This window comes from Mesorhizobium temperatum, assembly GCF_002284575.1.
Taxonomy (GTDB): Bacteria; Pseudomonadota; Alphaproteobacteria; order Rhizobiales; family Rhizobiaceae; genus Mesorhizobium; species Mesorhizobium temperatum.
In genome coordinates, this window is record NZ_NPKJ01000072.1 from 100,332 (window position 1) to 127,054 (window position 26,723).

Below are 26,723 nucleotides of genomic sequence, written 5' to 3' on the forward strand. Positions count from 1 at the left end.
GAAACCGACGGCTTCCGCATTCTCCACCGTCTCGCCATGGCCGATCGCTAGCAGAATTTCGGTCACATCGCCGGCAAAGCACTCGTCTTCGCTGGGCGCGCAACCGCCGGTTAGAGGCGAGGCTGGCGTCGCGGCCGACGACAGCGGCCTCGTAGGCGGGAAAGACGATCGTTTCTTCATATTGATGAACGTTTGCGCAACAATGGGAGGATTGCGTTGGCCGTGCCGAGGCACTTCAGGCGATCGACGCTTGGCAAGGCATCGGCAATACTTTCCAGCGCGTCGCAGAGCCGCAGCTTTTCCCAATGGACGCTTCGTTACATCGCCCGGAACGCCTCCGCTCCGGCCCCGCCCGGGGGGACGCCGGACTTTGTCCATGAGCGGGCGGCCTGTGCTGCGTTTCCTCGTTCAATCGCCAACTTCTGATTGCACCGAGCTCGATCTGCCCGAAGCAAAATCGTGTGGCCCTGACATGGATCAGGGCGAGTAGGCGGCGGCTGCGGAATTAATGCACCGCGGATTGGCGCCCGCGCATCGGAATCCGAGGTCGGGACATGTCATGAGATTCGGCACAGAAATCGTCGCTTTGGGCCTTTTTGCGTTTGTGGCGCTGGTGGCCGCCGGCTTTGGTGTGGACGAGCCTTTTCGGCAGCATATGTGGGTGCTGTTGATCGTGCTGCTTGGCTTTATCGCCATCCTTCTGCGCAACACGAGCTTCGCGGCGACGGCACCAGTCGATCCTTCTGCCTACATGGATGGGCCAATCCGCTACGGCGCCATCGCCACCATGTTCTGGGGTGTCGTCGGCATGCTGGTCGGTGTGGTGATCGCCCTGCAGCTTGCCTATCCGGATCTCAACGTCGAGCCCTGGCTCAACTTCGGCCGCCTGCGGCCCTTGCACACGTCGGGTGTCGTTTTTGCCTTCGGCGGCAATGCGCTGCTTTGCACATCCTTGTACGTCGTACAGCGTACCTGTCGCGCCCGGCTGTTCGGGGGCGATCTCGCCTGGTTCGTGTTCTGGGGCTATCAGCTTTTCATCGTCATGGCCGCGACCGGCTACCTGCTCGGCATCACCGAGAGCCGCGAGTATGCCGAACCCGAATGGTATGTGGACATATGGCTGACCATCGTCTGGGTCGCCTATCTCATCCTGTTTCTCGGCACCATCCTGAAGCGCAAGGAACCGCACATCTACGTCGCCAACTGGTTCTATCTGTCCTTCATCGTGACCATCGCGATGCTGCATGTGATCAACAACCTGTCGATTCCCGTCTCCTTCCTGGGCTCAAAGAGCTACTCCGCCTTCTCCGGCGTCCAGGATGCCTTGACGCAGTGGTGGTACGGCCATAACGCCGTCGGCTTCTTTCTCACTGCCGGCTTCCTCGGCATGATGTATTATTTCGTGCCCAAGCAGGCGAACCGGCCGGTCTATTCCTACCGCCTTTCGATCATCCACTTCTGGGCACTGATCTTCCTCTACATCTGGGCAGGTCCGCACCACCTCCATTACACTGCCTTGCCCGACTGGGCGCAGACGCTCGGCATGGCGTTTTCGATCATGCTTTGGATGCCCTCCTGGGGTGGCATGATCAATGGCCTGATGACGCTGTCCGGCGCCTGGGACAAGCTGCGAACCGACCCGATCATCCGCATGATGGTGATGGCCGTCGCCTTCTACGGCATGTCGACCTTCGAGGGCCCGATGATGTCGATCAAGACGGTCAACTCGCTGTCGCACTATACCGACTGGACGATCGGGCATGTCCATTCCGGCGCGCTCGGCTGGGTCGGCATGATCTCGTTCGGCGCGATCTATTACATGGTGCCGAAGCTGTGGAACCGCGAGCGGCTCTATTCGCTGCGGCTCGTTACCTGGCACTTCTGGCTGGCGACGCTCGGAATCGTCGTTTACGCGGCGGTGATGTGGGTCTCCGGCATCATGCAAGGCCTGATGTGGCGCGAATACGACGAGCAGGGCTTCCTGGTCTACTCCTTCGCCGAAACCGTCGCCGCCATGCATCCCTACTACATCATGCGTGCCATCGGCGGCGCGATGTACCTGTCTGGCGCCCTGATCATGGCGTGGAACATCGCCATGACCATCCTCGGCTACCAGCGCGAGGAGGAGCCAATGCCGGGCTCCATCCCCGCCCTCCGGCCTGCGCGATCAGGAGCCAGAAAATGGGCTTGATGGACAAACACGCGGTCATCGAGAAGAACGCTACGCTTCTTCTCGTTGGTTCCCTTCTTGTGGTGACGGTTGGCGGCATCGTCGAGATCGCGCCGCTCTTCTACCTCGACAATACTATCGAGAAGGTCGAAGGCATGCGGCCCTATTCGCCGCTCGAGCTCGCCGGACGCAACATCTATGTGCGCGAGGGCTGCTACCTCTGTCACAGCCAGATGATCAGGCCGTTCCGCGACGAGGTCGAGCGCTACGGTCACTACAGCCTGGCCGCCGAGTCGATGTACGATCACCCGTTCCAATGGGGCTCGAAGCGCACCGGGCCGGATCTCGCCCGGGTCGGCGACCGCTACTCGAACGGATGGCACGTACAGCATCTTACCGAGCCGCGTTCGGTGGTGCCGGAATCGATCATGCCGAGCTATGCGTTCCTGAAGGATACGGCGATCGACGTGAAGGATTTCTCGACGCATCTGATCGCAAACAGGCGTGTCGGCGTCCATTACTCCGATGACATGATCGCCAACGCCAACGTCGATCTGATGGCGCAGGCGGATCCCAACGTCGATACGTCCGGCCTTGAAGCGCGCTACCCCAAGGCCAAGCTCGGCGACTTCGACGGCAATCCGCAGCAGGTCACCGAAATGGACGCCTTGGTCGCTTACCTGCAGATGCTCGGCACGCTGGTCGATTTCAAGACCTATGACGAAGCTGCCGGCTACCGCTGAGGACAACGACCATGGACTACAATTTGATGCGGGAGTTCGCCGACAGTTGGGGCCTGCTCGCGATGGCGCTCTTCTTCGTCGGATGCGTTGCCTTCGCGCTTCGCCCTGGCGGCCGCAGGCAAGCTGACGAAGCCGCTCGAATTCCTCTCAAGGACGATTGATCATGAGCAGCGAGCACATCGACGAGGTCTCGGGCATCTCAACGACCGGCCATGAGTGGGATGGCATCCGAGAGCTCAACAACCCACTTCCGCGCTGGTGGGTCACGACCTTTTACATCACCATTGTCTGGGCGATCGGCTACACCATCGCCTATCCGGCATGGCCAATGCTTACTTCCGCGACCAGAGGTGTGCTCGGCTATTCGAGCCGCAACCACGTCAAGAATGAACTGGCAGCCGCCGAAGCCGCCAAGGCCAAATATGTCGCGGCGGTGGAATCGAAAACCGTCTCCGAGATTGCTGCCGACGACGCATTGCGCGAGTTCGCTGTCGCTGCCGGCGGTGCGGCATTCAGGGTCAATTGCGTGCAGTGCCATGGCTCCGGCGCGCAAGGGTCCAAGGGCTTTCCGAACCTCAATGACGACGACTGGCTGTGGGGCGGCAAGGCCGAACAGATCCAGCAGACGATTACGCACGGCATCCGCTTCGCATCCGACCCGGATACGCGCGTGTCGGAAATGCCGGCTTTTGGTGACATCATCACGGCCGATCAGATCGCGCAGGTCAGCACCTACGTTGCCAGCCTGTCCGGCCTGGTCGGGGACGCAAGTCTGATCGAACCCGGCGCCAATGTTTTCGCCGAGAATTGTGCCGCCTGTCATGGTGAGAATGCAAAAGGCAACAAGGAGCTCGGCGCACCCGACCTGACCGACGCGATCTGGCTCTATGGACCGGGCGAGACGGCTATTGCCGCGCAGGTTCGCGCGCCGAAGCACGGCGTCATGCCGGCCTGGATCGGGCGTCTCGGCGAGACCAAGGTCAAGGAACTCGCCGTCTACATCCATTCGCTTGGCGGCGGAGAATAGGAACGGAAGCCTATTCTCGGCCCTCCCCCGCCAAGCGACGAGGCCCGGCGCGAGCCGGGCCTCGACACCATTCCGGCATGCGGCGATTGACCTGCATCAACGCGGCGCTGCCCGCGGCAAAGCTTGCTCAACGTAGCATTCCGGACGTCAGCCGAAGCAGAGGAGTCCGGTTGAACGGCAATGTCATCGGCTGCGCGCGAGTGGAGATGCACGTGCTGGATAAAACGGTAGAACGGCTCGAAGCCGAAGCGGTCAACTCCACCAAGTCCCGTCAGCCGCTCTATGCCCCACGCAAGAAGATCTTTCCCAAGCGGGCCTCGGGCAGTTTCCGCCGCTTCAAATGGCTGGTGATGGTGATCACGCTGGGCATCTACTATCTGACGCCCTGGCTGCGGTGGGACCGGGGGCCGTTTGCCCCGGACCAGGCCGTGCTGGTCGATCTTGCCAGCCGCCGTTTCTACTTCTTCTTCATCGAGATATGGCCGCAGGAATTCTACTATGTCGCCGGCCTGTTGGTCATGGCCGGAATCGGCCTTTTCCTGATCACATCGACGGTTGGCCGGGCCTGGTGCGGTTATACCTGCCCGCAGACCGTCTGGGTCGACTTGTTTCTGGTGGTGGAGCGCGCGATCGAAGGCGATCGCAACGCTCGCATGAAGCTCGACGCCGGCCCCTGGACCACGCGTAAGCTCGTGCTGCGCGTATCGAAGCACGCCATCTGGCTGGTCATTGCGGCGGCAACCGGCGGCGCCTGGATCTTCTATTTCGCCGATGCGCCAACTCTGATTGGCGAGGTCTTCACCGGCACCGCCGCGCCCGTCGCCTACATCACCATATCCGTGCTGACGGCGACCACCTACACATTCGGCGGGCTGATGCGCGAGCAGGTCTGCACCTACATGTGTCCATGGCCGCGCATCCAGGCGGCCATGCTCGACGAAAATTCTCTCACCGTTACCTACAATGACTGGCGCGGCGAACCTCGGTCTCGTCACGCCAAGAAGGTCCAGGCCGCGGGGCAGTTGGTCGGAGACTGCGTCGATTGCAATGCCTGTGTCGCGGTCTGCCCCATGGGGATTGATATTCGCGATGGCCAGCAGCTCGAATGCATCACTTGCGCGCTCTGCATCGACACCTGCGACAGCGTCATGCACAAGCTTGGCAAGGAGCGCGGGCTGATCTCCTACACGACCCTGTCCGATTACAACGCCAACATAGCGGTGGCCACCGCCGGCGGCTCCGGCCCGGTGAACCCGTCGCTCGTGCGGACTGCTGACGGCACGTTCTCCGACAGGTTGGCCCATTTCCATATTCGCAAGACCTTTCGGCCGCGCACCTTCGTCTACATGGGCGCGTGGTCGGCGATCGGGCTCGCGCTGCTCTATTCGCTGCTGACGCGCGAGCGGCTCGAGGTCAACGTTCTGCACGACCGCAACCCGCAGTTCGTCACGCTGTCCGACGGCTCCATCCGCAACGGCTATACCGTCAAGCTGCTCAACATGGTCCCCGAGCCAAGGACGATTGTCGTCGCGATGCAGGGCTTGCCGGGAGCCGAAATGAGCATTGTCGGCATCGACCTGCCTGCAGGCCGCTCCTTCGCCATTCCGGCCGAACCCGATCGGCTGAAGATGCTGAAGGTTTTCGTGCGCCAGCCGGCGAACCAGGTGGAGGGCATAGTGCAAACCTTCAAGTTCCGGGTTGAGGACAAGGCGAGCTTCGAGTCCGACGAATACACGGCCACTTTCAACGCACCGGAGACCGCCAGATGAGCGTCGATACGCGAGAGCCCCGCGAATTCACTGGCAGGCATATGTTGGCCACCATTCTTGCCTTTTTTGGTGTGGTCATAGGCGTCAATCTGACCATGGCGACACTCGCCAACACCAGCTGGACCGGCCTTGTCGTCGAAAACACCTACGTGGCCAGCCAGCAGTTCAACCAAAAGGCTGAGGAAGGTCGTGTACAGGCTGCACTTGGCTGGACTGGCAAATTGACGATCGCAGGGGGTGAAGTCCGCTACAGCCTCAGCGATGCCGACGGCAAGCCGGTTCCCCTGCATGGCGTCAAGGTGCTGTTTCGCCATCCCGCCTACGAGGCCGGGGACAAGGCTGTCACTCTTGCCCTTAGCTCGGGCCAGGAATTTGCCGCGCAGCACACGCCAAGGGATGGCGTCTGGATCGTCGAAGTCGACGCCGATGCCGGCCTCGCGGAACCCTATCGCCAAGTTCGCCGGATCATGATCTCCCAGGGGGCGCTGCAATGAGCTGCTGTGCGCCCGGTGCCGAAATGGCGCTGGATCTGGACAGGGTCACATCCGTCCTGCCGTCGAGCCAGGAGATCAAATTAGCGAGCCGCTCGCTCGGCGACGATATTCGCCAGACCGATCTTTCAGTGCCGGCGGTTCATTGCGCAGCCTGCATCCAGGCGATCGAAACGGCGCTTGGAAAGCTGGATCGGGTCGAGGGCGCCCGCGTCAACCTGTCGACGAAACGCGTATCGATCCGGTGGCGGGGCGACGAGGTTCCGCCATTCGTCGCCGCGCTTGGACGGCTGGGCTACCAGGCGCATCTGTTCGACCCCGAGGTTGGCGAGAAGGACAGAACGCTTTCGGAGCTGATCCGAGCCGTCGCGGTCGCGGGCTTTGCGGCGGGCAACATTATGCTGCTTTCCGTCTCGGTCTGGTCCGGTGCCGAAGGCGCGACCCGCGACCTGTTCCATTGGGTCTCGGCGCTGATCGCCATCCCCGCGCTAGCCTTCGCCGGTGGCATCTATTTCCGCTCGGCTTGGAACGCGTTGCGCCACGGTCGCATGAACATGGACGTGCCGATTGCGGTTGGCGTTTCGCTCGCCTACGCGATGAGCCTCTACGAGACCATCAACCATGGCGACCACGCCTATTTCGATGCGTCGGTATCGCTGCTGTTCTTCCTGTTGATCGGACGCACGCTGGATCACGTGATGCGCGAGCGTGCCCGGACCGCCGTGAACGGCCTGTCACGGCTGGCGGCGCGGGGCGCCATGGTGCTGCGCGACGACGGCACGCGCGACTACCTGCCGGTCGGCGATATCGAACCCGGCGTGCAATTGCTGATCGCGGCCGGCGAAAGGATCCCGGTCGACGGCAAGATCGTTCGGGGCACTTCGGACCTCGACTGTTCCCTGGTTTCCGGCGAGAGCACACCCAGAACCGTGGCATTGGGGGAATCGGTGCAGGGCGGCACGCTCAATCTCACCGGCCCGCTGACCATCGAGGCCACAGCCGCCGCCAAGGACTCTTTCCTGGCAGAAATGGTTCGGCTGATGGAAGCCGCTGAGGGGGGTCGCGCGCATTATCGCCAGATTGCCGACCGCGTTTCAGCGCTGTATGCGCCAGTGGTTCACCTTACCGCCTTCGTGACGTTCGCGGGCTGGATGGCGGCGACCGGCGACTGGCACCGGGCAATGACGATCGCCATCGCCGTCCTCATCATCACATGCCCATGTGCGCTCGGCCTTGCAGTGCCGATCGTGCAGGTGGTCGCCGCGCGGCGCCTGTTCGAAAGCGGGATCATGGTCAAGGACGGCTCCGCTATGGAGCGGTTGGCGGCAGTCGATACGGCGATGTTCGACAAGACCGGCACGCTTACGCTCGGACAGCCCCGGCTCGTCAACGCGTCGTCCATCGATTCGGCCATGCTGGCAATCGCTGCCGACATGGCAGCGCATTCCCGCCACCCGTTCTCAAGGGCCATAGCCGGCTGTGCGGGTTTTGCCGGTGAGCCGAAGGTCGAGTCCGTCAGCGAGCACCCTGGTTTCGGGATCGAAGCCACCGCCGCTGGCAGCACCTGGCGGCTTGGCCGGCGCGGCTGGGCCGGGGCCCGAGCCGCCGGCGAAAGCAGATACGGCGGAACGGTTCTGACCAAGGATGGGATCATTGTCGCGTCCTTTGTCTTCGAGGACGCGCTGCGTGCAGACGCCAGAGCGGCCATCGAGCAATTGAACAACGCCCGGGTTTCCGTGGAAATGCTGTCGGGCGATACCGCAGCTGCCTGCGGCGAGGTAGCCGCGACGTTGGGCATCCATCACTTTGTTCCGGCGCTGCTTCCGTCGGGCAAGGTCGAGTATATCGAAACACTGGCGAAGGACGGCCACAAGGTGCTGATGGTTGGCGACGGCCTCAACGACACCCCTGCGCTGGGCGCGGCACACATCTCGATCGCTCCAGCCACGGCGGCCGATGTCGGCCGCAAAGCAGCGGATTTCGTGTTCCTGCGCGAAAGCCTTTCGGCAGTACCCCTTGCCCTCGACGTCTCGCGAAAGGCCGGACGACTGATCCGGCAAAACATCGCCATCGCAATCGTCTACAACACCATCGCCGTGCCGATCGCCATTCTGGGGCACGTCACGCCGCTGATCGCGGCAATCGCGATGTCTGCTTCGTCGCTGCTTGTCATCGGAAATGCGTTGCGCCTGCAGGGTTTTGTGCTCGCCGCGGTGACGAGGGCTCCCTCGGCAACGCGTTCGGGCATTCGCGCATCGGTGCACCCGTCATGACGACGCTCGTCTACCTCATACCAGCAGCTCTGTTCCTTGGCGCGCTGGGGCTGTCCGGCTTTCTGTGGGCCTTGAGGAGTGGTCAATATGAGGATCTTCACGGGGCCGCTGAGCGCATCCTCATCGACCGGGACGACAAGCCGGAACGCTGACCCAGATCGCTGTGCCGACGACTGTGCGGATGCCGGTCGTCAGCCGAGTCGGCTTGCTCGGGAACAACCTGCTGAGGCTCCACAGCTAGCTTAGCTAAGCCGCGCTTGACGTAGATTTGTGAAAAGCCCCTGTCGCTCGAAGGACTGCGTCGCCCGGATTTGTCGTGTCTGGCTGATCCAGGTCAAGGTTATCTCCTTATCGGCGTGGTTTCGTCGACTAGTCTTTCAAGGGAGAACGCATGTCTAACGGACAGTTTAGTCGTCACCATCAGCGTCTTGGCGGTTTTTGGGTTTTTTCAAGGTAGTGGTCGGCTCCTTCAATGAAACGCGCCGCCGAACACCTCGGCGACCGGCCTGGATCAAGACCGACACGAAGAACGGCCAAAGTCAAAAGTCAGCCGAGGCGTGGGGGCGCGAGGCGGCGGCCAGATTGTTCTCGGGACCGCAAACGCCGAACGCGATCTTCTGCGGCAACGATCAGATCGCCGGCGGCGCGTGCGACGCGCTGCGCGAGATTGGCCTGGTAGTACCTGCGAACGTCGCCATCGTCGGATCGGGGACGTGATGGTGCTTGCGGCGCGGCCGCAGCTGACCAGCATCGACGTGAACCTGAAGGTGCTCGGACGCGAGGCTGGTGACAGCGTGCCGGAGATGATCGCCGAATGGAAGCTGAGCGGCGTCAGGCGTCGGCCGTGTTCGCTGGTCGTGCGGGCATCTTCGAAGCCGTGAGCACGCCAATGCACTTCATTGCAGGAAAGGATGCGTTCGAATGAACGAGTTCAAGCCGGTTCAGTTCGTCGATGTCGCGCTGGAGGGGCAATTCTGGCGCGAGCGGCTGGAGACAGTGCTGACACGGACCATCCCCAGCCAGCACGTCCAGCTTGGCAAGCACGGTATCTTGCAGTCCCTGACACTGCCGAACCCGCCGCCGCTGAGCTCCCCGCGCAACCAGCACAATTTCGTGCAGATGTTCTGGGATTCCGACGCCGGCAAGTGGATCGAGGCGGCATCCTATGCGCTGTCACACAGGCCCGAGGCCGACATCGAGGCTAGGATCGAAAAGATCGTCGACGATCTCGAGAACGCGCAGGCTCCCGACGGTTATCTGAACTGCTGGTACCTGCAGCGCGAGCCGGACAAGCGCTGGACCAACCTGCGCGACAATCACGAACTCTACAATCTGGGACATCTGCTCGAGGGCGGCATCGCCTACTTCCTCGCGACGGGCCGGCGCCGACTCCTTGACATCCTTGAGCGCTATGTGGACCACGTGCGCAAGACGTTCGGTCCGAACCCCGGCCAGAAGCACGGCTATTGCGGCCATCAGGAGATCGAGCTTGCCCTCGTTAAACTCTATCGCTTGACCGGAGAGAAAAAGCATCTCGACCTCGCGGCCTATTTCATCAACGAGCGCGGGCGCCAGCCTCACTACTTCGATCAGGAAGCGGCCGCACGCGGGGAGAGGCCTAGGGATTGCTGGGCGAAGAGGTATGAGTACAACCAATCGCACAGGCCGGTGCGCGAGCAGACCAAGGTGGTCGGCCATGCCGTTCGGGCGATGTACATGTTTTCCGCCATGGCCGACCTCGCGGCGGAACTGAACGACGACAGCCTCAAGAAAGCATGCGAGGTGCTCTGGGCCGATGTCATGACCTCAAAGATCTACATCACCTCCGGCTTGGGTCCGGCTGCCGCGAATGAAGGCTTTACTGAAGGCCACGACCTGCCGAACGATACGGCCTATGCGGAGACCTGCGCCTCGGTAGCGCTGATCTTCTGGGCGCATCGCATGCTGCATCTCGATCTCGACGGCCGCTACGCCGACGTTATGGAACAGGCGTTGTTCAACGGCGCGCTGACCGGCCTGTCGCGCGACGGCGAGCACTATTTTTACTCCAATCCGCTGGACAGCGATGGGCGACACAGCCGATGGGCCTGGCACATATGCCCATGCTGCACGATGAATTCGTCGCGTCTCATCGCTTCGGTCGGAGGCTATTTCGTCTCGGCCAGCGAAGACGCAATCGCCTTCCATCTCTACGGCGGCATTTCGACGAACATCCGGCTCGCTACGGGAAATGTGTTCCTGCGGGAAACCAGCGCCTATCCATCGTTCGGCTCGATCAGGATCGAGGTCAGCCCTGACGCGCCGGCCGAGTTCACCGTGAAGCTTCGCATTCCCGGATGGGCGCACGAAGCCGAAGCCTCGGTCGGGGGATATCCGGTCGACGTGACGGCATGCACCAGGAACGGCTATCTTTCGATCTCGCGGCTATGGAATGCCGGAGACACAATCGCCCTCGAGCTACCTATGTCTCCCGAGCGCATCTATGCTCATCCCTCGGTCAAGCAGGATATCGGCCGGGTCGCGCTCAAGCGCGGGCCGTTGGTCTATTGCGTTGAAGAGGTCGACAATCCCGGGGGGCGCGTGCAGCGGCTCAAACTGCCGCGAGATGCCAGGATCGAAACGGTGGAACGGGGCGATCTCTTCGATGGCGTGGTCACGCTGACCGCCTCCGCGCAGCGCGTCGAAGACCAAGGCTGGGGAGATAGCCTGTACAGGAATGCGCCCCCCATCGCTTCGGACTGCAGGCTAACCGCTCTGCCATACTATCTCTGGAACAATCGGGCGAAAGGCTCGATGCAAGTGTGGCTGCTGGAAAGCTGAATTCGGCGCTGTCGTCGCATGGAGAGGTCTCTTCTCAACTCAGGAATGCCGACAAGATGCAGTCAAGAAAAGTCTCGGATAGCATTTTCATTCGTCTCGGGGGTGGTCCAGCGATCCGCGCCCTGGTTGACGAGTTCCACGACCTGATTGAAACCGGCCCTGCATACAATGGGGCATGGCGCTTCACCGGTCAGGAACCGCCGACGTGAGAATCTCGCTTGCTGGCTGGCTATCTGCCCGGCTGGGCGCACCCAAGGGCTGGTTCTATCAGCCGCGTCCGTGTTTGATGGGACTGCATCCTTCGTTGGCGATCAATGCGGATCTCCCTGCCCGGCGGCTTAAGGCGATGCGGCGGGCACTGGCACGCAGCGCAATCGAGCCACGGGTTGCGGCTCAACTTCACCAGCATCTCACGCAGATAGCCGACGCGATGGCGGCACGCTGATGGCCGGCTCCGACGACAGTTTCGACATCGTTATCGTCGGAGGCGGGCCGGTCGGACTTTCCTTCGCCGCGTCGCTTGCCCAGAGCGAGCTCAAGGTGGCAGTTGTTGAACAGCAGTCCTTGGAAAGACTTGCGAATCCGGCTTTCGACGGTCGCGAGATCGCGCTGACCTACGCCTCGATCAGAATCCTTCGCGAGCTCGGCGCCTGGGATGCCATCCCCGCTTCGGACAAATCACCACTTCAAGGCGCGCGCGTGCTCAACGGATCGAGCCCTTTCGCCCTGTGCTTCGATTCCCCCAGCGGATCTCGGGAGCCGCTCGGAGTTCTGGTCCCAAATTGTCGGATCCGCGATGCCCTGTTCAAGATCGTCCGCTTGCAGGATCATGCCCAGCTGCTGTGCGGCCACTCGGTCGTCGATGCAACAAACAGCCACAAAGGAGCAGTCATAACGCTCTCCGATGGCAGGCGGTTGACCGCTCGGCTTCTCGTTGCAGCGGATTCGCGGTTGTCCGCCACGCGCGACCTGTTGGGCATCGGTGCCGGCATCAATCGGCTTGCCAACTCGATGCTGATTTGCCGGGTAAGGCACGAGCGCGTCCATCACCAGATCGCAGTCGAATGGTTCGATCACTATCAGACGATAGCGATGTTGCCGCTCACGGAAGGCGTGTCGTCGCTGCTTCTCACTTTGCCCTCAAACGAGGCCGATAGACTGCTTGCTTTCGACGACGATTTGTTCCTGACGGAATTGACAAACCGGTGTCGAGAACGCCTCGGAAAAATGAGTTTGGCAAGCACCCGCCATAGCTATCCGCTCGTCACGACGTGGGCGCACAAGTTCTGGGCTCCGAGCGCCGCGCTCATCGGCGACGCTGCCATTGGCATGCACCCGGTGACTGCGCATGGCTTCAACATCGGCCTGAGCGGCCAGAAGCAACTCGCCCACAAAATTCTGGCAGCATGTCGCGAACGTCGCGACATTGCCGATCCCGACATGCTCCAGAAATACGAAAGCTGGCTTCGCCTGTCGGCGGCACCGCTCTATCATGCTACGAACATACTTGTCGGACTGTACTCAGGCGAGCACCCGGCGGCACGGCTTGCAAGACATGCGGGGCTTCGCTTTGCCCAATATCTTCCCTTTGTCCGCCATGGCATTTCGGCCATGCTTCGGCGGTGAGACCTCAGTCACGATACCGTCGACAAATCTGAGGCCGCGATCTCGCCCCGGGCTCCTCTTCCATCTCGCCGTCTAAGCGCGCGTCTTCATCTCTTGATACGCTGCACCCCTCGAAATTAGAGCGTATCGTGGATGTCGAGCGCCACCGTCTCGGGAGGGCGGCATCGGGTCGACAGCCACAGGTCGACCAGCACATCGCCGAGCCGGATGGCCGTCTTGAGCTCGGGCAGGTTCTCCAGCCGCGAGCATGTCGGCTGCGAACACAGGTCGAGCCCGCTGTCGGATAATCGTCCGCAGGCGAGCCTGAAGGCCAGGTCGGTGCGCAGCCGGTCGAGATCGTTGGCATCCTCGTAGTCGCAGGCGATCGCAAAGATACGGGCGCGCAGGATGTCGGCCATGGCGTACCTCACCCGGTGCGGGTGGCTCGCTGCCGCAAGCTGGTCGGCTGGTCGCAAACGCCGCTCGGCGGCGGTCAGAAGCATGATGCCGCCATCCGATGTGACGCGTCCGCCATCAAACCGCGGCTGTGACCTTCTTGCGCCCGACGGCTGGAAAACACAATGACGGTCAACGCATCATCGGCCATGGCGAGTGTGGCTCGCGAGATCTGGTGGAAGGGTTGGTCAAAGCGGCAAAACCATTGTAAAATCAATGAGTTAATCTACTCCAGCCAGCCCCTTCAACACATTGTATGCATAGCGGGCAAGTTCAGGAAACCTCTAGAAAAGGCTGCTCAAAGGCGCCAGCCGAACGCCTTGATGTTACAGCCGAGCCCGTGCTTAGAGGAGCGAATGAATCGATTCGACTACCGGCCGGATATTGACGGCCTTCGCGCCTTAGCGGTTTCTGCTGTCGTCCTATTCCACGCAGGGTTCTCAACCCTTTCCGGTGGCTATGTCGGCGTCGATGTCTTCTTCGTGATCAGTGGCTATTTGATTACAAAGATAGTTGTTGAACGCGTGCGCGCGGGAACATTCAGCTTTTCCGACTTTTACGCCCGGCGCGCACGCCGGCTATTTCCAGCGCTATTTTCCACGATCTTTGTCACGTTCGTTTGTGCCGCATTCATCCAAGGGCCAGAGGACTTTCGCAGTTTTTCCGGCTCCGCCGCGATGGCGATCCTGTCGCTGTCGAACGTCTATTTCTGGATGCAAAGCGGCTATTTCGATGCAGCCGCAACGACCAAGCCACTCTTGCACACTTGGTCGCTTGGGGTCGAAGAACAATTCTATTTGATCTGGCCAGCCATCATCTCCGCCTTGGTACGGAAGGGTCGACTGGCCCTTATGGCCGTGGCCGTGTTTGGTCTCATCAGTTTCACGGCGTGCCTTTTGGCTATGCGCTTTGACCTGACGGCCGCATTCTTCCTGACACCGTTTCGCATATTTGAGTTTGCCTGCGGAGCCGCCCTTGTGTGGGCCAAGACGCCAGGGCGTCTGTCTTCCGACATTGCTTACACGACCGGTGGCTTGGCAGTCCTTTACGCCATTCTTCAGTTCGATGCCGGTACGTCGTTCCCAGGATGGCATGCGGCGCTCCCCACTCTAGGGACCGCGATGATGATCTACGGCGGGCGCAACGCCGTCGCTGCCTTGCCGCTTAAAACGGCACCGGCGCTATTGCTTGGCCGAGCAAGCTATTCGATCTATCTCGTGCACTGGCCCATCGTCGTCTTTTGGCTCCATGCAACCGGGCGCGACCTCGACACGTTCCAGGGCGTTGCCGCCATCGCTTTATCGATACTGCTTGGCTACTTGCTGCATAGTTTCATCGAACGTCCGCTAAGATACTCCCATGCCTTGCAGGGCTGGCGGCTGGTGACGATCTGCGCTTCGGCCACCGCGCTGATTGTTGCACCGTCATGGCAAAGCTGGGCTACAAAAGGCTGGACTTGGCGATTGCCAGAAGCGCTTCGCGGTGTGAACAGCTACGATCTAGATGCTCTCATGAAATACGTATGGTCGAATCACATCCGCCTACGCAGCAATACCTTTAAGCCTGGCAGAAAACATATCCTTATCGTGGGGGACAGCCAGTCCGCTGATTTTACGAACATCCTCGTGGAAGGAAACCACGAGCGGAACGTCGACATAGTCACCTATGCGTTCAACTATGGCTGCAACATTCCGTATGCCGATGATCAGCAGTATTGGGACCAAGATAATATCTACACCACGTCAGACCCTTCCCTTGAGGAGCAATGCAAAGAGAGAAGCAACGCGCTCCTTTCCAGCTCCGCACTCAAAAAGGCGGATGTGGTTATCGTCGCGTTCCTATGGGAACGATACGGTGCGAAGCGCTTGCGTGCTGCCGCCGACAAAATTGAGTCAATGAGCCCAGCTCGCGTATTTGTCCTAGGTAGAAAGAACCTCCTCAAGAGCAGCATCGATTTCGTTAACATGAACGGGAAGTTGGACGGGCTCGGGAGCTTGGCTGCGCGGTTCAAGGCTTCCGACACTCTCTTTATAAACAGCATGCTGGCTCAGCAATTTGGCAATCGCTATCTGGACATCTTTTCATCAGTTTGCCCCGACCAGGATAAGTGCGTGGTGCTAGATGAAAAGCAACACCCCATTTTCTATGATCCGGCTCACCTGACCCAGAGCGGTGCACGATACTTCGCCAAGCACGCCGCTCGAAAGCTCATCGATCTCGCCAACTTGTGAGCAAGATTGGCATGGGCCGTGTTGTCTTGTACACATTCTCGGCCACATTAGTCTCGCCAGCAGCAGGAGCACCGCCGGTGGATTGCCAAACGCAATGCTGCCTACCGAGGCCCGCTACAGCGGATGACCATAGCCAGAGGAGATTGGAGCCGCTCGTGGTGAGTGTGGCTCGCGAGAGTTGGTAGAAGGTTGGCCTAAGCGACCGAATCCTACGCCAATCTTCTCCCGACACGCTGTGATGACGGGCTAGCGGGCCTCGGCAGTGATTTCTTGGCTGAGCGTCCTGAAGGCTGTACCCCGCTGAACAGTTAACCCGTCCTTCAGTGGGCTTGCATAGGCTTGCGCTGCAATGAAGCCTGGGAAGCAAGCTAGCCCGTCCATGGACCTGAAGATAGAAGACACGCTGGAGGCCAGAATCCGTCAGGATCAGCTTGCTGACCTGAGGGCCGGTCTCTTCGTGTCAATGCCGATAAGCGCTATCCTATCAGGCCTCATTTTGACGGTGCAGGCCCTTTCAGGCAACGGCTTTGGCGCCGCGATCTGGTTCCTGGTCGTCAATGCGATAAATGTCGGCCGCCTTGCACTCGCCCGTTATCAGCTAAAGCAAACGGGACGCGAGGACGATCTGACAGGGATTTCGCCTGGGCTTCGCTGCTTTGGCATCCTTGCTCTTCTGGCAGGGTTCGCCTGGTCCTTTCTTGCTGTCCTGACCGTTGGATACACGACACCTCACGCACCGCTGCATCTGATTATTCTGGCAGGCATCTCAGCTGGTGCTGTTACATACGGCAGTTCATATGCCCCGGCTGCGACCAACTTCATCACACCCCCGCTCCTCATCACAGCGGGGTGCTTGCTGGCGAAAGGCAACTTTGAAAACTACATTTTGGCTTTTACCGTTCTGCTCTTCCTGTGCGGCCTGGTTCGAGCCTCGTTTGTCGGACAAGCGCGCTTTCGCGATGCGAGCCGCCTGAGGCATGAGGCCGAGCGGCTTGCGGCCGAAATGGAGGCCAATTCCAGGCAGGACCACCTGACGGCCCTTCTCAACAGGCGTGGCCTCGAACACGCTATCTCTCGGTTCGAGACTGCAGACGGCCCCTTCGTTGCAATGCTGGTTGATCTGGACGGGTTCAAATCCGTCAACGACACCTACGGTCACAGGACCGGTGATGAACTGCTTGTCAGGATCGCCCGCCGCGTAGAGGAGGAAGCACCGGAAGGCTCAACGCTCGCCCGCATCGGCGGCGACGAATTCGTGCTGTTTTTTCCCTCACTCAGGAGTTCGCTTTCTGCCAGTGATCTCGCATCCAACATCATAGCCAAAATTGCCCGTCCCTATCCTGAGGTCGCGTCCGTCCGGGTCGGGGCATCGATAGGAATATACTTGGCCGAAAGCCCGGGACTGACGGAAATGTTGTTGCGGGCCGATATCGCCCTTTACACGGCCAAGCGTCGTGGCAGGAACGAATTTTGCCTGTTCGATGCCGAACTCGACAGGGAACTGCAACGCCGCCAATCCATCGAACGCGACCTTCATTCAGCGATAAAGACGAGAAGCCTGGGGCCTTGGTTCCAGCCCATCGTGAAACTCGACACTGAGGCCGTGGTCGGTTTTGAAGCCTTGCTAAGGTGGTCCCATCCGATTCATGGTCCCATCTCTCCACCCGAAATCATCACAGCCGCACGCCAAACCGGAATGCTTCAGCTGCTGACCCAAACGGTATTCGCCGACTGTTGCGCTCTTATCGACGGCTTGGTGAAAGCTGACCGTCGGGATCTTCGTGTGGCGATGAATGTTTCACCGCGCGAACTGGAAGCCGGCGATATCGACGACATGGTTCTGGATGGTCTGGCGGCAAAAGACCTCCCTGCAACGATGTTCGAAATCGAGATTACCGAAGAATCCCCCGTTGACCCGGACAGAGTGGATGAAAAGCTCGGACGGCTTTCACATGCCGGCATTTCCATCGCGCTCGATGACTTCGGCACCGGCTTTTCCACCTTGGCATCGCTCAAGGACAGCCGGATACGCAAGGTGAAAATAGACCAGGGCTTCATTCGCGGCTTGGCCAAGTCCCGAGAGGACCGGCTGCTTGTCAAAACGGTCATCGATCTTGGCAGGACGCTCGGCATCGAGGTCATGGCCGAGGGCGTCGAAACAGAGGCGGATCGGCAAACTCTGCACAAGCTTGGCTGCAGAACCGCTCAAGGGTTCCTGTTCTCCAAGGCGGTGCCTCTGAACCAAGCGCTCGATTTGGCAGTAAAAGAGCACGCGAAGGAGTCGTGACCGGCACCCGCCGCCGCCGTCTCTCGCGGCCCTGCGCTCGTGAATGGTGGGTACCGAGACTTCCCTTTTTGCAACGCGTGGCAGTCCACGCTGTGCGTCAGCCGGCGAACAGTTCCTTGTAGCCGGTGAGGCGCAGGTGGCTGAGAAGCTTGGTCGTCCGCAATCTTTCGTGGCCAAGTACGAGGGCGGAGAGCGGCGTCTCGATGTCATCGAGTTTCTCGAGGTAACTGCGGCGCTTGACGCTGATGCGTGCGAGATTCTGTCCAGCCTGCGGTCCTAGCGGGCGCCCGCGCGCCTGACGGCGCGCGCCGGGTGCTCGTGAACCGAGCCCGCTTTTCTTCGCCAAGCTCAGGCGGTCTCGGCCATTCGGCTTCGCCCCCTGCCGCGGGCAGCCTGTCGGCTGCTGACGGTCGCCGGCCAGGCGGCCGTCGCGGTCTGTCTGTTGGCCTTTCCCGGCGGCGCGCGGTGGGCGGCTCTCCCTTCTAGGCCCGCCGCGGCATCCCGCAACCCTTCGCTTGGCGCTTCGGGTCCTCCTCTTCGTTCCGGTCCTTCGGATGCGGTCCGCCTTCGACGGCGGGCCTTTCCGGTCGCGACTCGCCGCCCACCCCGCTTCCGGGGAAAGGCGCGGGATTGAAGAGCGGAGGACGAAACGATGCGTGCAAATAGTAAGCGTTCCGCCAGCGGAGAGGCTGGCGCAGGCAAGGGCGGGCGCTCGGGCGCCAGCCTTTATCAGGAGATCACCGACCGCATCATTGCCGAGCTGGAGCGCGGCACCGTGCCATGGGTCAAGCCATGGGGCAGGGCGAAGGCCGGCCTTGGCCTGCCGAGGAACGCGGCCACCCAGCGCGCCTATTCCGGCATCAATATCCTGATCCTGTGGGGCGCGGTCATCGAGCGCAGCTACCCCAGCCAGAACTGGCTGACCTTCCGGCAGGCGCTTGGCCTTGGCGGCAATGTCAGGAAGGGCGAGCGCGGCACGACCATCGTGCATGCCGACCGCTTTGTTCCCAAAGACGAAAAAGAACGCGCAAAGGCCGCTGGCGACGAACCACAGGCCGTGCCGTTTTTGAAGCGCTTCACCGTCTTCAATGTCGCGCAGTGCGATAACCTGCCCGAACATCTCCATGCCGCCGCCGAGCCGCTGCCCGAGCGCGAGATCGTCCCGCAGGCCGAGGCTCTTATCCGCAGAAGCGGCGCGGATTTCAGGATCGGCGGCGACCGCGCTTTCTACATGCCGGGCAGCGATACCATTCAGGTGCCGCCGCAGCCGGCGTTCCTTCACCAGATCGACTACTACCGCACCTGCTTTCACGAGCTTGGCCACTGGACCGGCCACCCGGCAAGGCTTGCCCGTGACCTCTCCGGCTCGTTCGGCTCCAAGGCCTACGCGCGCGAGGAACTGGTCGCCGAAATCACTGCCGCCTTCGTCTGCTCCAGTCTCGGCATCGAGCCGACAGTGCGCCATGCCGACTATATCGGCTCATGGCTGAAGGTGCTGCGCGAGGACAACCGCGCCATCTTCCGCGCCGCCAGCCACGCCTCCAAAGCCGCCGATTTCCTGCTTGGCAGTGACGCCGATGCCGAAGGGGCGGACCTCAGGGAGATCGCGGCATGAGCGCGCGCGATCCCGACATGCCGCAGAGCGAAACGACACGGCGAGGCGAGCAGACGCTATTCACGGCGTCCGCCCGCTCACCATGCGCGCTCCGCTTGCCCTTCTGATCGGCGCGCCGATGCGCCCGCGCGCGGCGCAGAAGCCGCGCGCAACCAACTCGACCTGTTCTGACGAGGAGCTATCACCATGATCCTGATCACCGATGAACTGCGCGCCCGGCTTCTCGCCAATGGCGCAGCCGACACCGAAACCGACCATGTCCCCGTCGCAAAACTGTTCGACCCGACCGGGGCGGCGACCTGGCTTCTGACCGAACTCGACGCCGATGGCGACACGCTGTTCGGCCTTTGCGACCTCGGCTTCGGCTTTCCCGAACTCGGCAGCGTCAGCCTTGCCGAGCTTGAAAGCGTCAAGGGCCGGCTTGGCCTCGGCATCGAGCGCGACCTCTATTTCAAGGCGCGGTTTGCGCTGTCGGTCTATACCGAGGCCGCGCGTATCGCCGGCCACATCACCGAGGCCGAGCGGCTTCTGCGACAGGCAGCAGAAGCACTTTCAATCCAGCATTCCGAGCTTCCGCCCGACGCGGCGGGACCAGCGCGCCGATAGGCGCAAAACCGTCCCCGCCGCGCCGGCCTTCGGCCTCTGCGGCGGGGACAACATTTCCGCCGTGAACATGGAAAACGCGCGCCTGATATCTCCGACATCCTGCCATCGGTCCGCGCGCGCGGCGTCCTTGTGCCGCTTCTCGTGCGGCCCAACGGATCGCCGGAAAGCTTCGAGATCGTTGCTGGACGGCGACGCTATTTCGCGGCGAAGTCTGTCGCCGATGAGCGCGCCGAGGGCGATCCCTTGCCCTGCGCCATCATGGAGGGCGGCGACGACGCCGATGCGCTCGAGGCCTCGCTCATCGAAAACATCGCCCGCCTCGATCCCGACGAGGTGTCGCAATGGGAGACGTTTTCGCGGCTTATCGGGCAGGGTCGCACCGTTGCCGACATCGCCGCGACCTTCGGCATCACCGAGCTGATGGTCAAACGCATTCTGGCCCTTGGCGACCTCTTGCCCAAAATCCGCGAGGCCTATCGGCGCGAGGAGATCGACGCCGAGACCGCACGCTATCTCACCATGGCCTCGACGGCGCAGCAGAAGGACTGGCTGGCGCTGTTCGCCGATCCCGAACAATACGCGCCGCTCGGGTTTCAGCTGAAGCAGTGGCTGTTCGGCGGCCAGTCGATTTCCACCAAGGTCGCCCTGTTCGCCATCGAGGACTATCCAGGCCTGATCGTCTCCGATCTGTTCGGCGAGGACAGCTATTTCGCTGATGCGGACCTGTTCTGGCAAAAACAGAACGAAGCGATTGCCGCCACACGCGACGCCTATCTGGAAGCCGGATGGTGCGAGGTGGTCGTGCTGGAAACGGGGCAGCATTTCCACTCATGGGACCACGAGAAGGCCCCGAAGAAAAAGGGCGGCAAGGTCTTCATTGCCGTTACGCATCGCGGCGAGGTCGAGTGTCACGAGGGCTGGCTCTCGCGCAAGGAAGCCCGCCGCGCCCGCGAGAAATGCGACGGCGGCGAGAATCCCGAAACGCCCGACAAGCTGTCGCGTCCGGAACTCAGCGGCCCGATGCAGAACTATGTCGATCTGCATCGCCATGCCGCCGTGCGCGCAGCCATGCTCGACCATCCCGCCGTGGCGCTGCGCCTGATGGTGGCGCACGCCATCACCGGTTCCGGCCTGTGGCAGGTGCGGCTGGAGCCGCAGCGCGCCGCCAACGAGACGGTGGCGGCAAGCCTTGCCGGCTGCAGGGCCGAAGCCGCATTCGCCGAGAAACGGCGCGAGGTCTTGGCCCTGCTCGGCTCGCCGGACGAGGAGGGCGCGGTCGCCGGCGGCAATGGCGACGCCTTTGCTATCGCCAGGGTCTTCGCTCGTTTGCTGGCGCTCACCGACGACGATGTCATGCGTGTTCTCACCGTCGTCATGGCCGAGACGCTCGAAGCCGGCAGCGCCGTCATCGAGGCGCTCGGCAACCATCTGAACGTCGACATGGGCGCTTACTGGCAACCCGATGACGCCTTCTTTGACCTGCTGCGCGACAAGGAAATCGCCAATTCGCTGCTCGCCGATGTCGGCGGCAAGCATGTCGCGGACGGCAATGTCGCCGAGAAGGTCAAGACGCAAAAGAAGATCATCCGCGACTTCCTCTCGGGCGAAAACGGCCGCAGACAAGTCGAGGCCTGGCTGCCGCGCTGGATGAAATTCCCGGCCGAAAGCTACACTGATCGAGGCGGCTTCCGCGCCGCCGATCAGTGGGCCAGAGTGCAGGCGTTGTTCGCGTCCGAATGAATCGATCAAGCCCCGCGGCGGTTCTTTCGAATGCCGCCGCTTGGCGCCTCTTCGGGCGGCGCCGGCTGCACATTGGCCGTCCTTCAGGCGCGCACCGCGCGAGAAATCCCGACGCCAATTCCACGCTGTTCGGCAGCACCGCACCACGCCGGCATGCCTGCTGGGCGCCAGGCGCATGGGCACTTCTGCCGATGTGGCACAGCGTCCGAGCCTCCGCAAACCCGACACCCGCACGCCGCCTGCTTGTCGTGCTCGCCCGATCGCGCAGCCTGTCTCCATGCTCTCGCCAAGGACCATTTCCCTGCGGCTGGCTTGTTGACCTATGGGCGGGTCCGACCGCCCGAAACCCTCGCCACCAGCTTTTTTCCCCGCCGCCTGCGGCGGCTTCCTCGCGCCGCTTCGCTTCAAAAAAGCTGCCCGCTCGGGTCCTTCGCTGCCGCTGCGGCCCTGTTGGGTTCGGGCGGTCGGGACGCGCCCATCACGGTCCGCCATCGCAGGGGAATGGTCCCCGGCGACAGCAAAAAAGGAGACTTCAAATGACCGCGATCGGTTACGTCACCAGCCAAGAAAACGGCGGCTACAAGGGCCAGCTCAAGACGCTCAGCGTCCGCGCCGACATCGACATCGTGCCCAATCAGGCCAAGAGCGCCGACAACCATCCCGACTTCCGGGTGCTGACGCAAGGGGTCGAAGTGGGTGCGGGCTGGATCCGCACCGGCGAGACCTCCGGCAAGGACTATGTGAGCCTGTCGATTGCCGCCCCGGAGTTCGGCCCGCGCAAGCTCTACGCCAATCTCGGCCGCGCCGCCGGCCAGGACGATGACGACACCTACGCCATCATCTGGAACCCGGTCGACTGAACGGCCGAACTCGAGCCTCGCGCCGCAACCGGCGCGGGGCTCTTTCATTGCGAAGCAGGTCCGCCCAAAAGGCGGCGAAAACTCTCCCCCGACTCTTCGCCCGTCCCCGAGACGACCTCGCTCGCCGATCCTCGCCTTCGCCTCCCGACAGCGAAACGAGGATCATCATGGACGACGAAAACGAACGCGCGGCCCGCGCCAAGAAGGGCAGTCCGTTTCTCAGCACCGCCCAAGCCGCCTTCTATATCGGGCTCTCCCAGCGCACGCTGGAAAAGATGCGGCTGACCGGCAACGGCCCGAAATTCCGCAAGCACGGCCGTTATGTCCGCTACCACATCGACGAGCTCGACGACTGGTCGAAAGGCCGCCCGCAGGACCCCACTCCCCACGATGGCGAGGGCAGTTCCGGTTCCGCCGGCGAGGGAGGCCGCTCATGAGCCGGCGCCCTTCCATCCGTCTGATCGGCAGCCGGCTGCGGCGCATCCGGGCGCGCAAGGTAATCATATGCGCCACGATAGGCTTGGGCCTGATCGGCTTCCCCGCCTTCGTCAAACTATCGCCTTGGCTGGTCTGGAACGCCTCGGCAAGCGCGCCCGTCGGCCTTTATCGCATCGCGGCTGGATCACCGGCTCGCGGCGATCTGGTGCTCGTGCGCCCGCCAAAATCGGTTGCCGATCTCGCCGCCGAACGCGGCTATCTGCCCCGCAACGTGGCGCTGGTGAAGCGGCTTGCCGCGCTGCCTGGCGAGCATGTCTGCGCCTTCAACGACGCGATCATCATCGGCGGTGAGATCGTCGCGCGCCGGCTCGCAACCGACACCAAAGGCCGTCCGCTGCCATGGTGGAACGCGTGCCGAAAGCTTGGCCGCGACGAGGTCTTCCTGCTCGGCAGCGACAAAAATCGCTCCTTCGACAGCCGCTATTTCGGGCCGGTGCCGGCCGCAAATATCATCGGGGGGCTCGTGCCGCTATGGACCGAGTGACCCTCCTGATGCTTGGCATGATCGCCATTGCGCCATGCGCCTGTTCCGCCTCGACCGGCGCTGAGCCGGTCGACATCTCCCATAGTCCGCAGCTTCAACGATGGCAGGAGTTCACAGCGGAAGCAAGCAGACACTTCCGCATTCCCCAAGCCTGGATCCATGCCGTCATGGATGCCGAAAGCAGCGGCAAGACCACGCTCGACGGCCGCCCCATCACTTCGCGCGCCGGCGCGATGGGCCTCATGCAGGTGATGCCCGGCACCTATGAGGAGCTGCGTGTCGAGCACGGTCTGGGCACCGATCCGCACGATCCGCGCGACAATATTCTGGCCGGAACCGCCTATCTGCGCGCCATGTATGTCCGTTTCGGATTCCCTGGCCTGTTTGCCGCCTATAACGCCGGCCCGGATCGCTACGAAGACCATTTGAAGCGCGGAAAGCCGCTGCCGAAAGAGACGGTTGCCTACCTCAAACAGCTCAAGGCGGCCGGGGTTTCGGCGGCCGACATGCACCAACTCGAAGGCGAACCCAAGATACAAAAATGGCAAAACGCTCCTTCCGGACGCTCGCTCTTCTTCCTCCATGATGGTGTTCACGCCCGCGAACGCAACGGCGACCTTTTCGTGCCGCTCGGGAAGGACGGCGCGCGGCCGAAGGAGCCGGATCGCTAGCGATGGATGGGCGGGGTGTCCCGGAGGGGAGGGCGCGCAGCGGGCGGGAAGTGGCGGGCGGTGAGGCGAGCGGTAAGGCGAGCGGTAAGGCAAGATAAAGGTACCGCCTCCAAGAGGCGGTCAAGTATCTGCCTGCACATCGTTTTCGCCGGAGGCTGCCTTCAGCGCCTGGAGGCTGCGGCGCGTAAGCGCCTCATCTCGCTACGATTATCCAGGAGGCTGGCATGACAGATGACGAGTTCAGGCCGAAGCTCGGCAAAATTGGGTCACGCGGCTCGAAAGCCGGCAAGCGCTACGCCGGTCAGGTCCGGGCAGCGATCAACAGAGCAGGCGGCGGGCACCTGCGCGGCGGCCGTTTCACCGGAAGCCGGGCAGGTCGCGGCGGGGCGGCTGCGGCGCTGCTCAAATCACGCGACAGATATGCTGCTTTTCGCCAGCGCCGGGTGATGGTCAAGGCCCGCATCGTCAAGCTCGCCGGAAAGGGCTTGGACGGAGCCCGTGCGCATCTGCGTTACATCCAGCGCGACGGCGTTACCCGGGAGGGTGAACCCGGCGAGCTCTACAGCGCCGAGAAAGACCGTGTGGATGGCAGCGACTTCCTCGACCGTGCGAACGGCGACCGCCATCAGCTCCGCTTCATAGTAGCACCCGAAGACGGCATCGAGTATGACGATCTCAAGCCGCTCACCCGGCGCCTTGTTGCGCAGATGGAGGAAGACCTCGGCACCGAGCTCGACTGGGTCGCCGTCGATCATTTCAACACCGGCCATCCCCACACCCACATCATCGTCCGCGGCAAGGATGACCGCGGCGAGAATCTCGTCATCGCGCGCGAGTACATTTCGAGTGGAATCCGGGAGCGGGCCGCCGAGCTGGTCAGCCTCGATCTCGGTCCGCGAACCGACCGCGAGATCGAGCAACGCCTGTGTCAGGAAATGGAGCAGGAACGCTTCACCAGCATCGACCGGCAGCTGCTACGCATGCGCGATGGTGACGGCCTAGTCTCGCCGGACGGCCGAGACGTGTTTCGGCAGACGCTGCACCAGGGCCGCCTGCGCAAGCTCGAACGGATGGGTCTGGCCGAGGAGACCAGTCCGGGTCGCTGGCGCCTGGACGATGAACTCGAAGCGACGCTGCGCCGCATCGGCGAGCGCGGCGATATCATCAAGACCATGCATCGCGAGCTGACCGGCAAGGGGCTCGCCCGCAGTGCCGCCGACTGCGTCATCCACGATTTATCCGGCGAGCCGGCTCAGCCTGTCGCCGGCCGTGTTGTTGCGCGCGGACTGGCCGACGAGACCAACGACCGGCATTACCTTATCGTCGATGGCGTGGATGGCAGAACCCATTACATCGACATCGGCAAAGCCGAAGCCATTACCGAACCGATGCCCGATGGCTGCATCGTGCGGGTTACGCCGAGGAACACTGAACCCAGGCGAGTCGACCGCACAGTCGCCGAGATCGCCACGGTTTATGATGGCCGCTACGACGTCGATATCCATCTGAAGCATGATCCGTCGGCCACGGAGCGCTTCGCTGAAACCCATGTCCGTCGCCTGGAAGCAATCCGGCGCGCGAACGGCGGTGTGGAGCGCGAGCCGGACGGCACCTGGATCATCGCACCGGATCATCTCAGCCGCGTGGCGGAATACGAGCGTCAGCGTGCCAGGGCTGTGCCCGTCACAGTCGACAAGCTCTCTTCATTGAAGCTGGAGCAGCAGGTCGGTTTCGACGGCGCCACATGGATCGACCGCGAGCTGGTCTCTGACAGACCTGAAACCTTGCACAGCTCGGGTTTCGGCCGTGACGTGCGGGAGGCGCAAGCACGCCGGCGGCAGTGGCTGATTGCACAAGGGCTCGCGCGTGAAGAGCAGGATCGGATAGTCTACCGCGCCAACATGCTGGCGGTTCTGCGCCAGCGCGAGCTGATCCGCGTTGCCGGTCAGCTCTCGGAAGAACTAGGTCTGTCCTATGCCGAAGCGAGACCCGGAGACCGAGTAGAGGGCACGCTCCGCCGCTCAGTTGAGCTCGCCAGTGGCAAATACGCCGTCATCGAGAAATCGCGTGAGTTTACGCTGGTGCCCTGGCGGCCGGTGCTTGACCGACATGTCGGCAAGCAGGTTACCGGCTTTATGCGGGGGGAGGGGATTTCCTGGACGATCGGACGGCAGAGGAGTGGGCCCAGCGTTTCGTGAGCTGGCTGCACGGAACCCTGTGCGCCGAAAGGGCGCTCCGTTGAGAGAAATAAGTTAGCCGGATAAATTAACTGAGACAGATTTCGAAAATAGCCAAACAGCTGATATTGCAACATTATCGTTCGTTGTCCTGCTCCGACAGGCTGTGCGTTTTGGCGCGAAAATCATGGCGGAAAGCG

At 62.1% G+C, this 26,723-nt stretch carries 23 protein-coding genes and 1 pseudogene; 22 read left to right on the forward strand and 2 right to left on the reverse strand.

Annotated features, from left to right (window positions below):
* Window positions 1-559: 559 nt before the first annotated feature.
* The 12 genes from ccoN to ubiM all read left to right on the forward strand — a co-directional run bounded on the left by ccoN (window position 560) and on the right by ubiM (window position 12,919).
* On the forward strand, window positions 560-2,191 hold the full coding sequence (gene ccoN, locus CIT26_RS30750) for a cytochrome-c oxidase, cbb3-type subunit I (RefSeq protein WP_095496047.1): 1,632 nt from the start codon (window positions 560-562) through the stop codon (window positions 2,189-2,191).
* The gene (ccoO, locus tag CIT26_RS30755; RefSeq protein WP_095496048.1) at window positions 2,182-2,913 is read left to right on the forward strand and encodes a cytochrome-c oxidase, cbb3-type subunit II; all 732 of its coding nucleotides are present in this window, start codon (window positions 2,182-2,184) and stop codon (window positions 2,911-2,913) included. Before ccoN ends, ccoO begins: the two co-directional genes overlap by 10 nt.
* Window positions 2,914-2,924: 11 nt before the next feature.
* Window positions 2,925-3,074 (forward strand): cbb3-type cytochrome c oxidase subunit 3, encoded by a 150-nt coding sequence (locus tag CIT26_RS30760; protein ID WP_095496049.1) that lies wholly within the window; start codon window positions 2,925-2,927, stop codon window positions 3,072-3,074.
* Window positions 3,075-3,076: 2 nt separating this feature from the next.
* Window positions 3,077-3,940 (forward strand): cytochrome-c oxidase, cbb3-type subunit III, encoded by an 864-nt coding sequence (ccoP, locus tag CIT26_RS30765; protein WP_095496050.1) that lies wholly within the window; start codon window positions 3,077-3,079, stop codon window positions 3,938-3,940.
* A gap of 206 nt (window positions 3,941-4,146) precedes the next feature.
* Window positions 4,147-5,709 carry a cytochrome c oxidase accessory protein CcoG gene (ccoG, locus tag CIT26_RS30770; RefSeq protein ID WP_095496095.1) on the forward strand — a complete coding sequence of 521 codons (1,563 nt, stop codon included), beginning with the start codon at window positions 4,147-4,149 and terminating at the stop codon, window positions 5,707-5,709.
* A complete protein-coding gene (locus CIT26_RS30775; protein ID WP_095496051.1) occupies window positions 5,706-6,203 on the forward strand; it encodes a FixH family protein in 498 nt (165 codons plus the stop codon). The genes ccoG and CIT26_RS30775 overlap by 4 nt, the downstream gene beginning before the upstream one ends.
* Window positions 6,200-8,473: a heavy metal translocating P-type ATPase gene (locus CIT26_RS30780; protein WP_095496052.1), complete on the forward strand. Its 2,274-nt coding sequence runs from the start codon at window positions 6,200-6,202 to the stop codon at window positions 8,471-8,473. Before CIT26_RS30775 ends, CIT26_RS30780 begins: the two co-directional genes overlap by 4 nt.
* Window positions 8,470-8,625, forward strand: coding sequence for a cbb3-type cytochrome oxidase assembly protein CcoS (gene ccoS / locus CIT26_RS30785; protein WP_095496053.1), 156 nt, complete (start codon window positions 8,470-8,472; stop codon window positions 8,623-8,625). The genes CIT26_RS30780 and ccoS overlap by 4 nt, the downstream gene beginning before the upstream one ends.
* 286 nt (window positions 8,626-8,911) lie before the next feature.
* Window positions 8,912-9,190, forward strand: a complete 279-nt coding sequence (locus tag CIT26_RS30790) for a substrate-binding domain-containing protein (protein WP_095496054.1) — start codon at window positions 8,912-8,914, stop codon at window positions 9,188-9,190.
* A complete protein-coding gene (locus tag CIT26_RS36885; RefSeq protein WP_167391593.1) occupies window positions 9,187-9,354 on the forward strand; it encodes a hypothetical protein in 168 nt (55 codons plus the stop codon). Before CIT26_RS30790 ends, CIT26_RS36885 begins: the two co-directional genes overlap by 4 nt.
* A gap of 40 nt (window positions 9,355-9,394) precedes the next feature.
* Window positions 9,395-11,293, forward strand: a complete 1,899-nt coding sequence (locus CIT26_RS30795; protein WP_095496055.1) for a glycoside hydrolase family 127 protein — start codon at window positions 9,395-9,397, stop codon at window positions 11,291-11,293.
* A 444-nt stretch (window positions 11,294-11,737) separates the two neighbouring features.
* Entirely contained in the window at window positions 11,738-12,919 is a 1,182-nt protein-coding gene (gene ubiM / locus CIT26_RS30805; RefSeq protein WP_095496057.1) for a 5-demethoxyubiquinol-8 5-hydroxylase UbiM, read from the forward strand.
* Between the two features lie 122 nt (window positions 12,920-13,041).
* Here the strand turns inward: ubiM and CIT26_RS30810 are convergent.
* Window positions 13,042-13,474: pseudogene (locus CIT26_RS30810) on the reverse strand (transposase); the annotation flags it as partial.
* A 5-nt stretch (window positions 13,475-13,479) separates the two neighbouring features.
* Between CIT26_RS30810 and CIT26_RS30815 the strand changes: the two are divergent.
* Window positions 13,480-15,585 (forward strand): acyltransferase family protein, encoded by a 2,106-nt coding sequence (locus CIT26_RS30815; protein WP_095496058.1) that lies wholly within the window; start codon window positions 13,480-13,482, stop codon window positions 15,583-15,585.
* Window positions 15,586-15,964: 379 nt separating this feature from the next.
* Complete coding sequence (locus tag CIT26_RS30820) at window positions 15,965-17,872, forward strand: putative bifunctional diguanylate cyclase/phosphodiesterase (protein WP_167391594.1); 1,908 nt, start codon at window positions 15,965-15,967, stop codon at window positions 17,870-17,872.
* Between the two features lie 97 nt (window positions 17,873-17,969).
* On the opposite strand, the gene CIT26_RS38580 is transcribed toward CIT26_RS30820, so the two are convergent.
* Complete coding sequence (locus tag CIT26_RS38580; protein WP_167391595.1) at window positions 17,970-18,218, reverse strand: hypothetical protein; 249 nt, start codon at window positions 18,216-18,218, stop codon at window positions 17,970-17,972.
* 306 nt (window positions 18,219-18,524) lie between these two features.
* Between CIT26_RS38580 and CIT26_RS30830 the strand changes: the two genes are divergently transcribed.
* The 8 genes from CIT26_RS30830 (at window position 18,525) to rlxS (ending at window position 26,544) form a co-directional block, all read left to right on the forward strand.
* Window positions 18,525-19,487, forward strand: a complete 963-nt coding sequence (locus CIT26_RS30830; protein WP_095496059.1) for an ArdC family protein — start codon at window positions 18,525-18,527, stop codon at window positions 19,485-19,487.
* Window positions 19,488-19,673: 186 nt separating this feature from the next.
* Window positions 19,674-20,093 carry a DUF2958 domain-containing protein gene (locus tag CIT26_RS30835; protein WP_095496060.1) on the forward strand — a complete coding sequence of 140 codons (420 nt, stop codon included), beginning with the start codon at window positions 19,674-19,676 and terminating at the stop codon, window positions 20,091-20,093.
* Between the two features lie 36 nt (window positions 20,094-20,129).
* Window positions 20,130-21,833, forward strand: coding sequence for a ParB/RepB/Spo0J family partition protein (locus CIT26_RS30840; RefSeq protein ID WP_095496061.1), 1,704 nt, complete (start codon window positions 20,130-20,132; stop codon window positions 21,831-21,833).
* Between the two features lie 536 nt (window positions 21,834-22,369).
* The gene (locus CIT26_RS30845) at window positions 22,370-22,693 is read left to right on the forward strand and encodes a DUF736 domain-containing protein (RefSeq protein ID WP_095496062.1); all 324 of its coding nucleotides are present in this window, start codon (window positions 22,370-22,372) and stop codon (window positions 22,691-22,693) included.
* Window positions 22,694-22,860: 167 nt separating this feature from the next.
* A complete protein-coding gene (locus CIT26_RS30850; RefSeq protein ID WP_095496063.1) occupies window positions 22,861-23,130 on the forward strand; it encodes a helix-turn-helix transcriptional regulator in 270 nt (89 codons plus the stop codon).
* Window positions 23,127-23,675 (forward strand): S26 family signal peptidase, encoded by a 549-nt coding sequence (locus CIT26_RS30855; RefSeq protein WP_095496064.1) that lies wholly within the window; start codon window positions 23,127-23,129, stop codon window positions 23,673-23,675. The genes CIT26_RS30850 and CIT26_RS30855 overlap by 4 nt, the downstream gene beginning before the upstream one ends.
* Window positions 23,663-24,346 carry a lytic transglycosylase domain-containing protein gene (locus CIT26_RS30860; protein WP_095496065.1) on the forward strand — a complete coding sequence of 228 codons (684 nt, stop codon included), beginning with the start codon at window positions 23,663-23,665 and terminating at the stop codon, window positions 24,344-24,346. Before CIT26_RS30855 ends, CIT26_RS30860 begins: the two co-directional genes overlap by 13 nt.
* A 224-nt stretch (window positions 24,347-24,570) precedes the next feature.
* Complete coding sequence (rlxS, locus tag CIT26_RS30865) at window positions 24,571-26,544, forward strand: relaxase/mobilization nuclease RlxS (RefSeq protein WP_095496066.1); 1,974 nt, start codon at window positions 24,571-24,573, stop codon at window positions 26,542-26,544.
* Window positions 26,545-26,723: the final 179 nt, after the last annotated feature.

Coding starts and splice junctions, on each gene's coding strand:
- CIT26_RS30855 (WP_095496064.1), top strand. CDS start 23,127: ATGAGCCGGCGCCCTTCCATCCGTCTGATCGGCAGCCGGCTGCGGCGC.
- CIT26_RS30860 (WP_095496065.1), top strand. CDS start 23,663: ATGGACCGAGTGACCCTCCTGATGCTTGGCATGATCGCCATTGCGCCA.
- CIT26_RS30835 (WP_095496060.1), top strand. CDS start 19,674: ATGATCCTGATCACCGATGAACTGCGCGCCCGGCTTCTCGCCAATGGC.
- CIT26_RS30760 (WP_095496049.1), top strand. CDS start 2,925: ATGGACTACAATTTGATGCGGGAGTTCGCCGACAGTTGGGGCCTGCTC.
- CIT26_RS30850 (WP_095496063.1), top strand. CDS start 22,861: ATGGACGACGAAAACGAACGCGCGGCCCGCGCCAAGAAGGGCAGTCCG.
- ccoO (WP_095496048.1), top strand. CDS start 2,182: ATGGGCTTGATGGACAAACACGCGGTCATCGAGAAGAACGCTACGCTT.
- CIT26_RS30820 (WP_167391594.1), top strand. CDS start 15,965: ATGGACCTGAAGATAGAAGACACGCTGGAGGCCAGAATCCGTCAGGAT.
- ccoG (WP_095496095.1), top strand. CDS start 4,147: ATGCACGTGCTGGATAAAACGGTAGAACGGCTCGAAGCCGAAGCGGTC.
- CIT26_RS30845 (WP_095496062.1), top strand. CDS start 22,370: ATGACCGCGATCGGTTACGTCACCAGCCAAGAAAACGGCGGCTACAAG.
- CIT26_RS30815 (WP_095496058.1), top strand. CDS start 13,480: ATGACGGTCAACGCATCATCGGCCATGGCGAGTGTGGCTCGCGAGATC.
- CIT26_RS30830 (WP_095496059.1), top strand. CDS start 18,525: ATGCGTGCAAATAGTAAGCGTTCCGCCAGCGGAGAGGCTGGCGCAGGC.
- ccoN (WP_095496047.1), top strand. CDS start 560: ATGAGATTCGGCACAGAAATCGTCGCTTTGGGCCTTTTTGCGTTTGTG.
- ubiM (WP_095496057.1), top strand. CDS start 11,738: ATGGCCGGCTCCGACGACAGTTTCGACATCGTTATCGTCGGAGGCGGG.
- rlxS (WP_095496066.1), top strand. CDS start 24,571: ATGACAGATGACGAGTTCAGGCCGAAGCTCGGCAAAATTGGGTCACGC.
- ccoS (WP_095496053.1), top strand. CDS start 8,470: ATGACGACGCTCGTCTACCTCATACCAGCAGCTCTGTTCCTTGGCGCG.
- ccoP (WP_095496050.1), top strand. CDS start 3,077: ATGAGCAGCGAGCACATCGACGAGGTCTCGGGCATCTCAACGACCGGC.
- CIT26_RS30795 (WP_095496055.1), top strand. CDS start 9,395: ATGAACGAGTTCAAGCCGGTTCAGTTCGTCGATGTCGCGCTGGAGGGG.
- CIT26_RS30780 (WP_095496052.1), top strand. CDS start 6,200: ATGAGCTGCTGTGCGCCCGGTGCCGAAATGGCGCTGGATCTGGACAGG.
- CIT26_RS30775 (WP_095496051.1), top strand. CDS start 5,706: ATGAGCGTCGATACGCGAGAGCCCCGCGAATTCACTGGCAGGCATATG.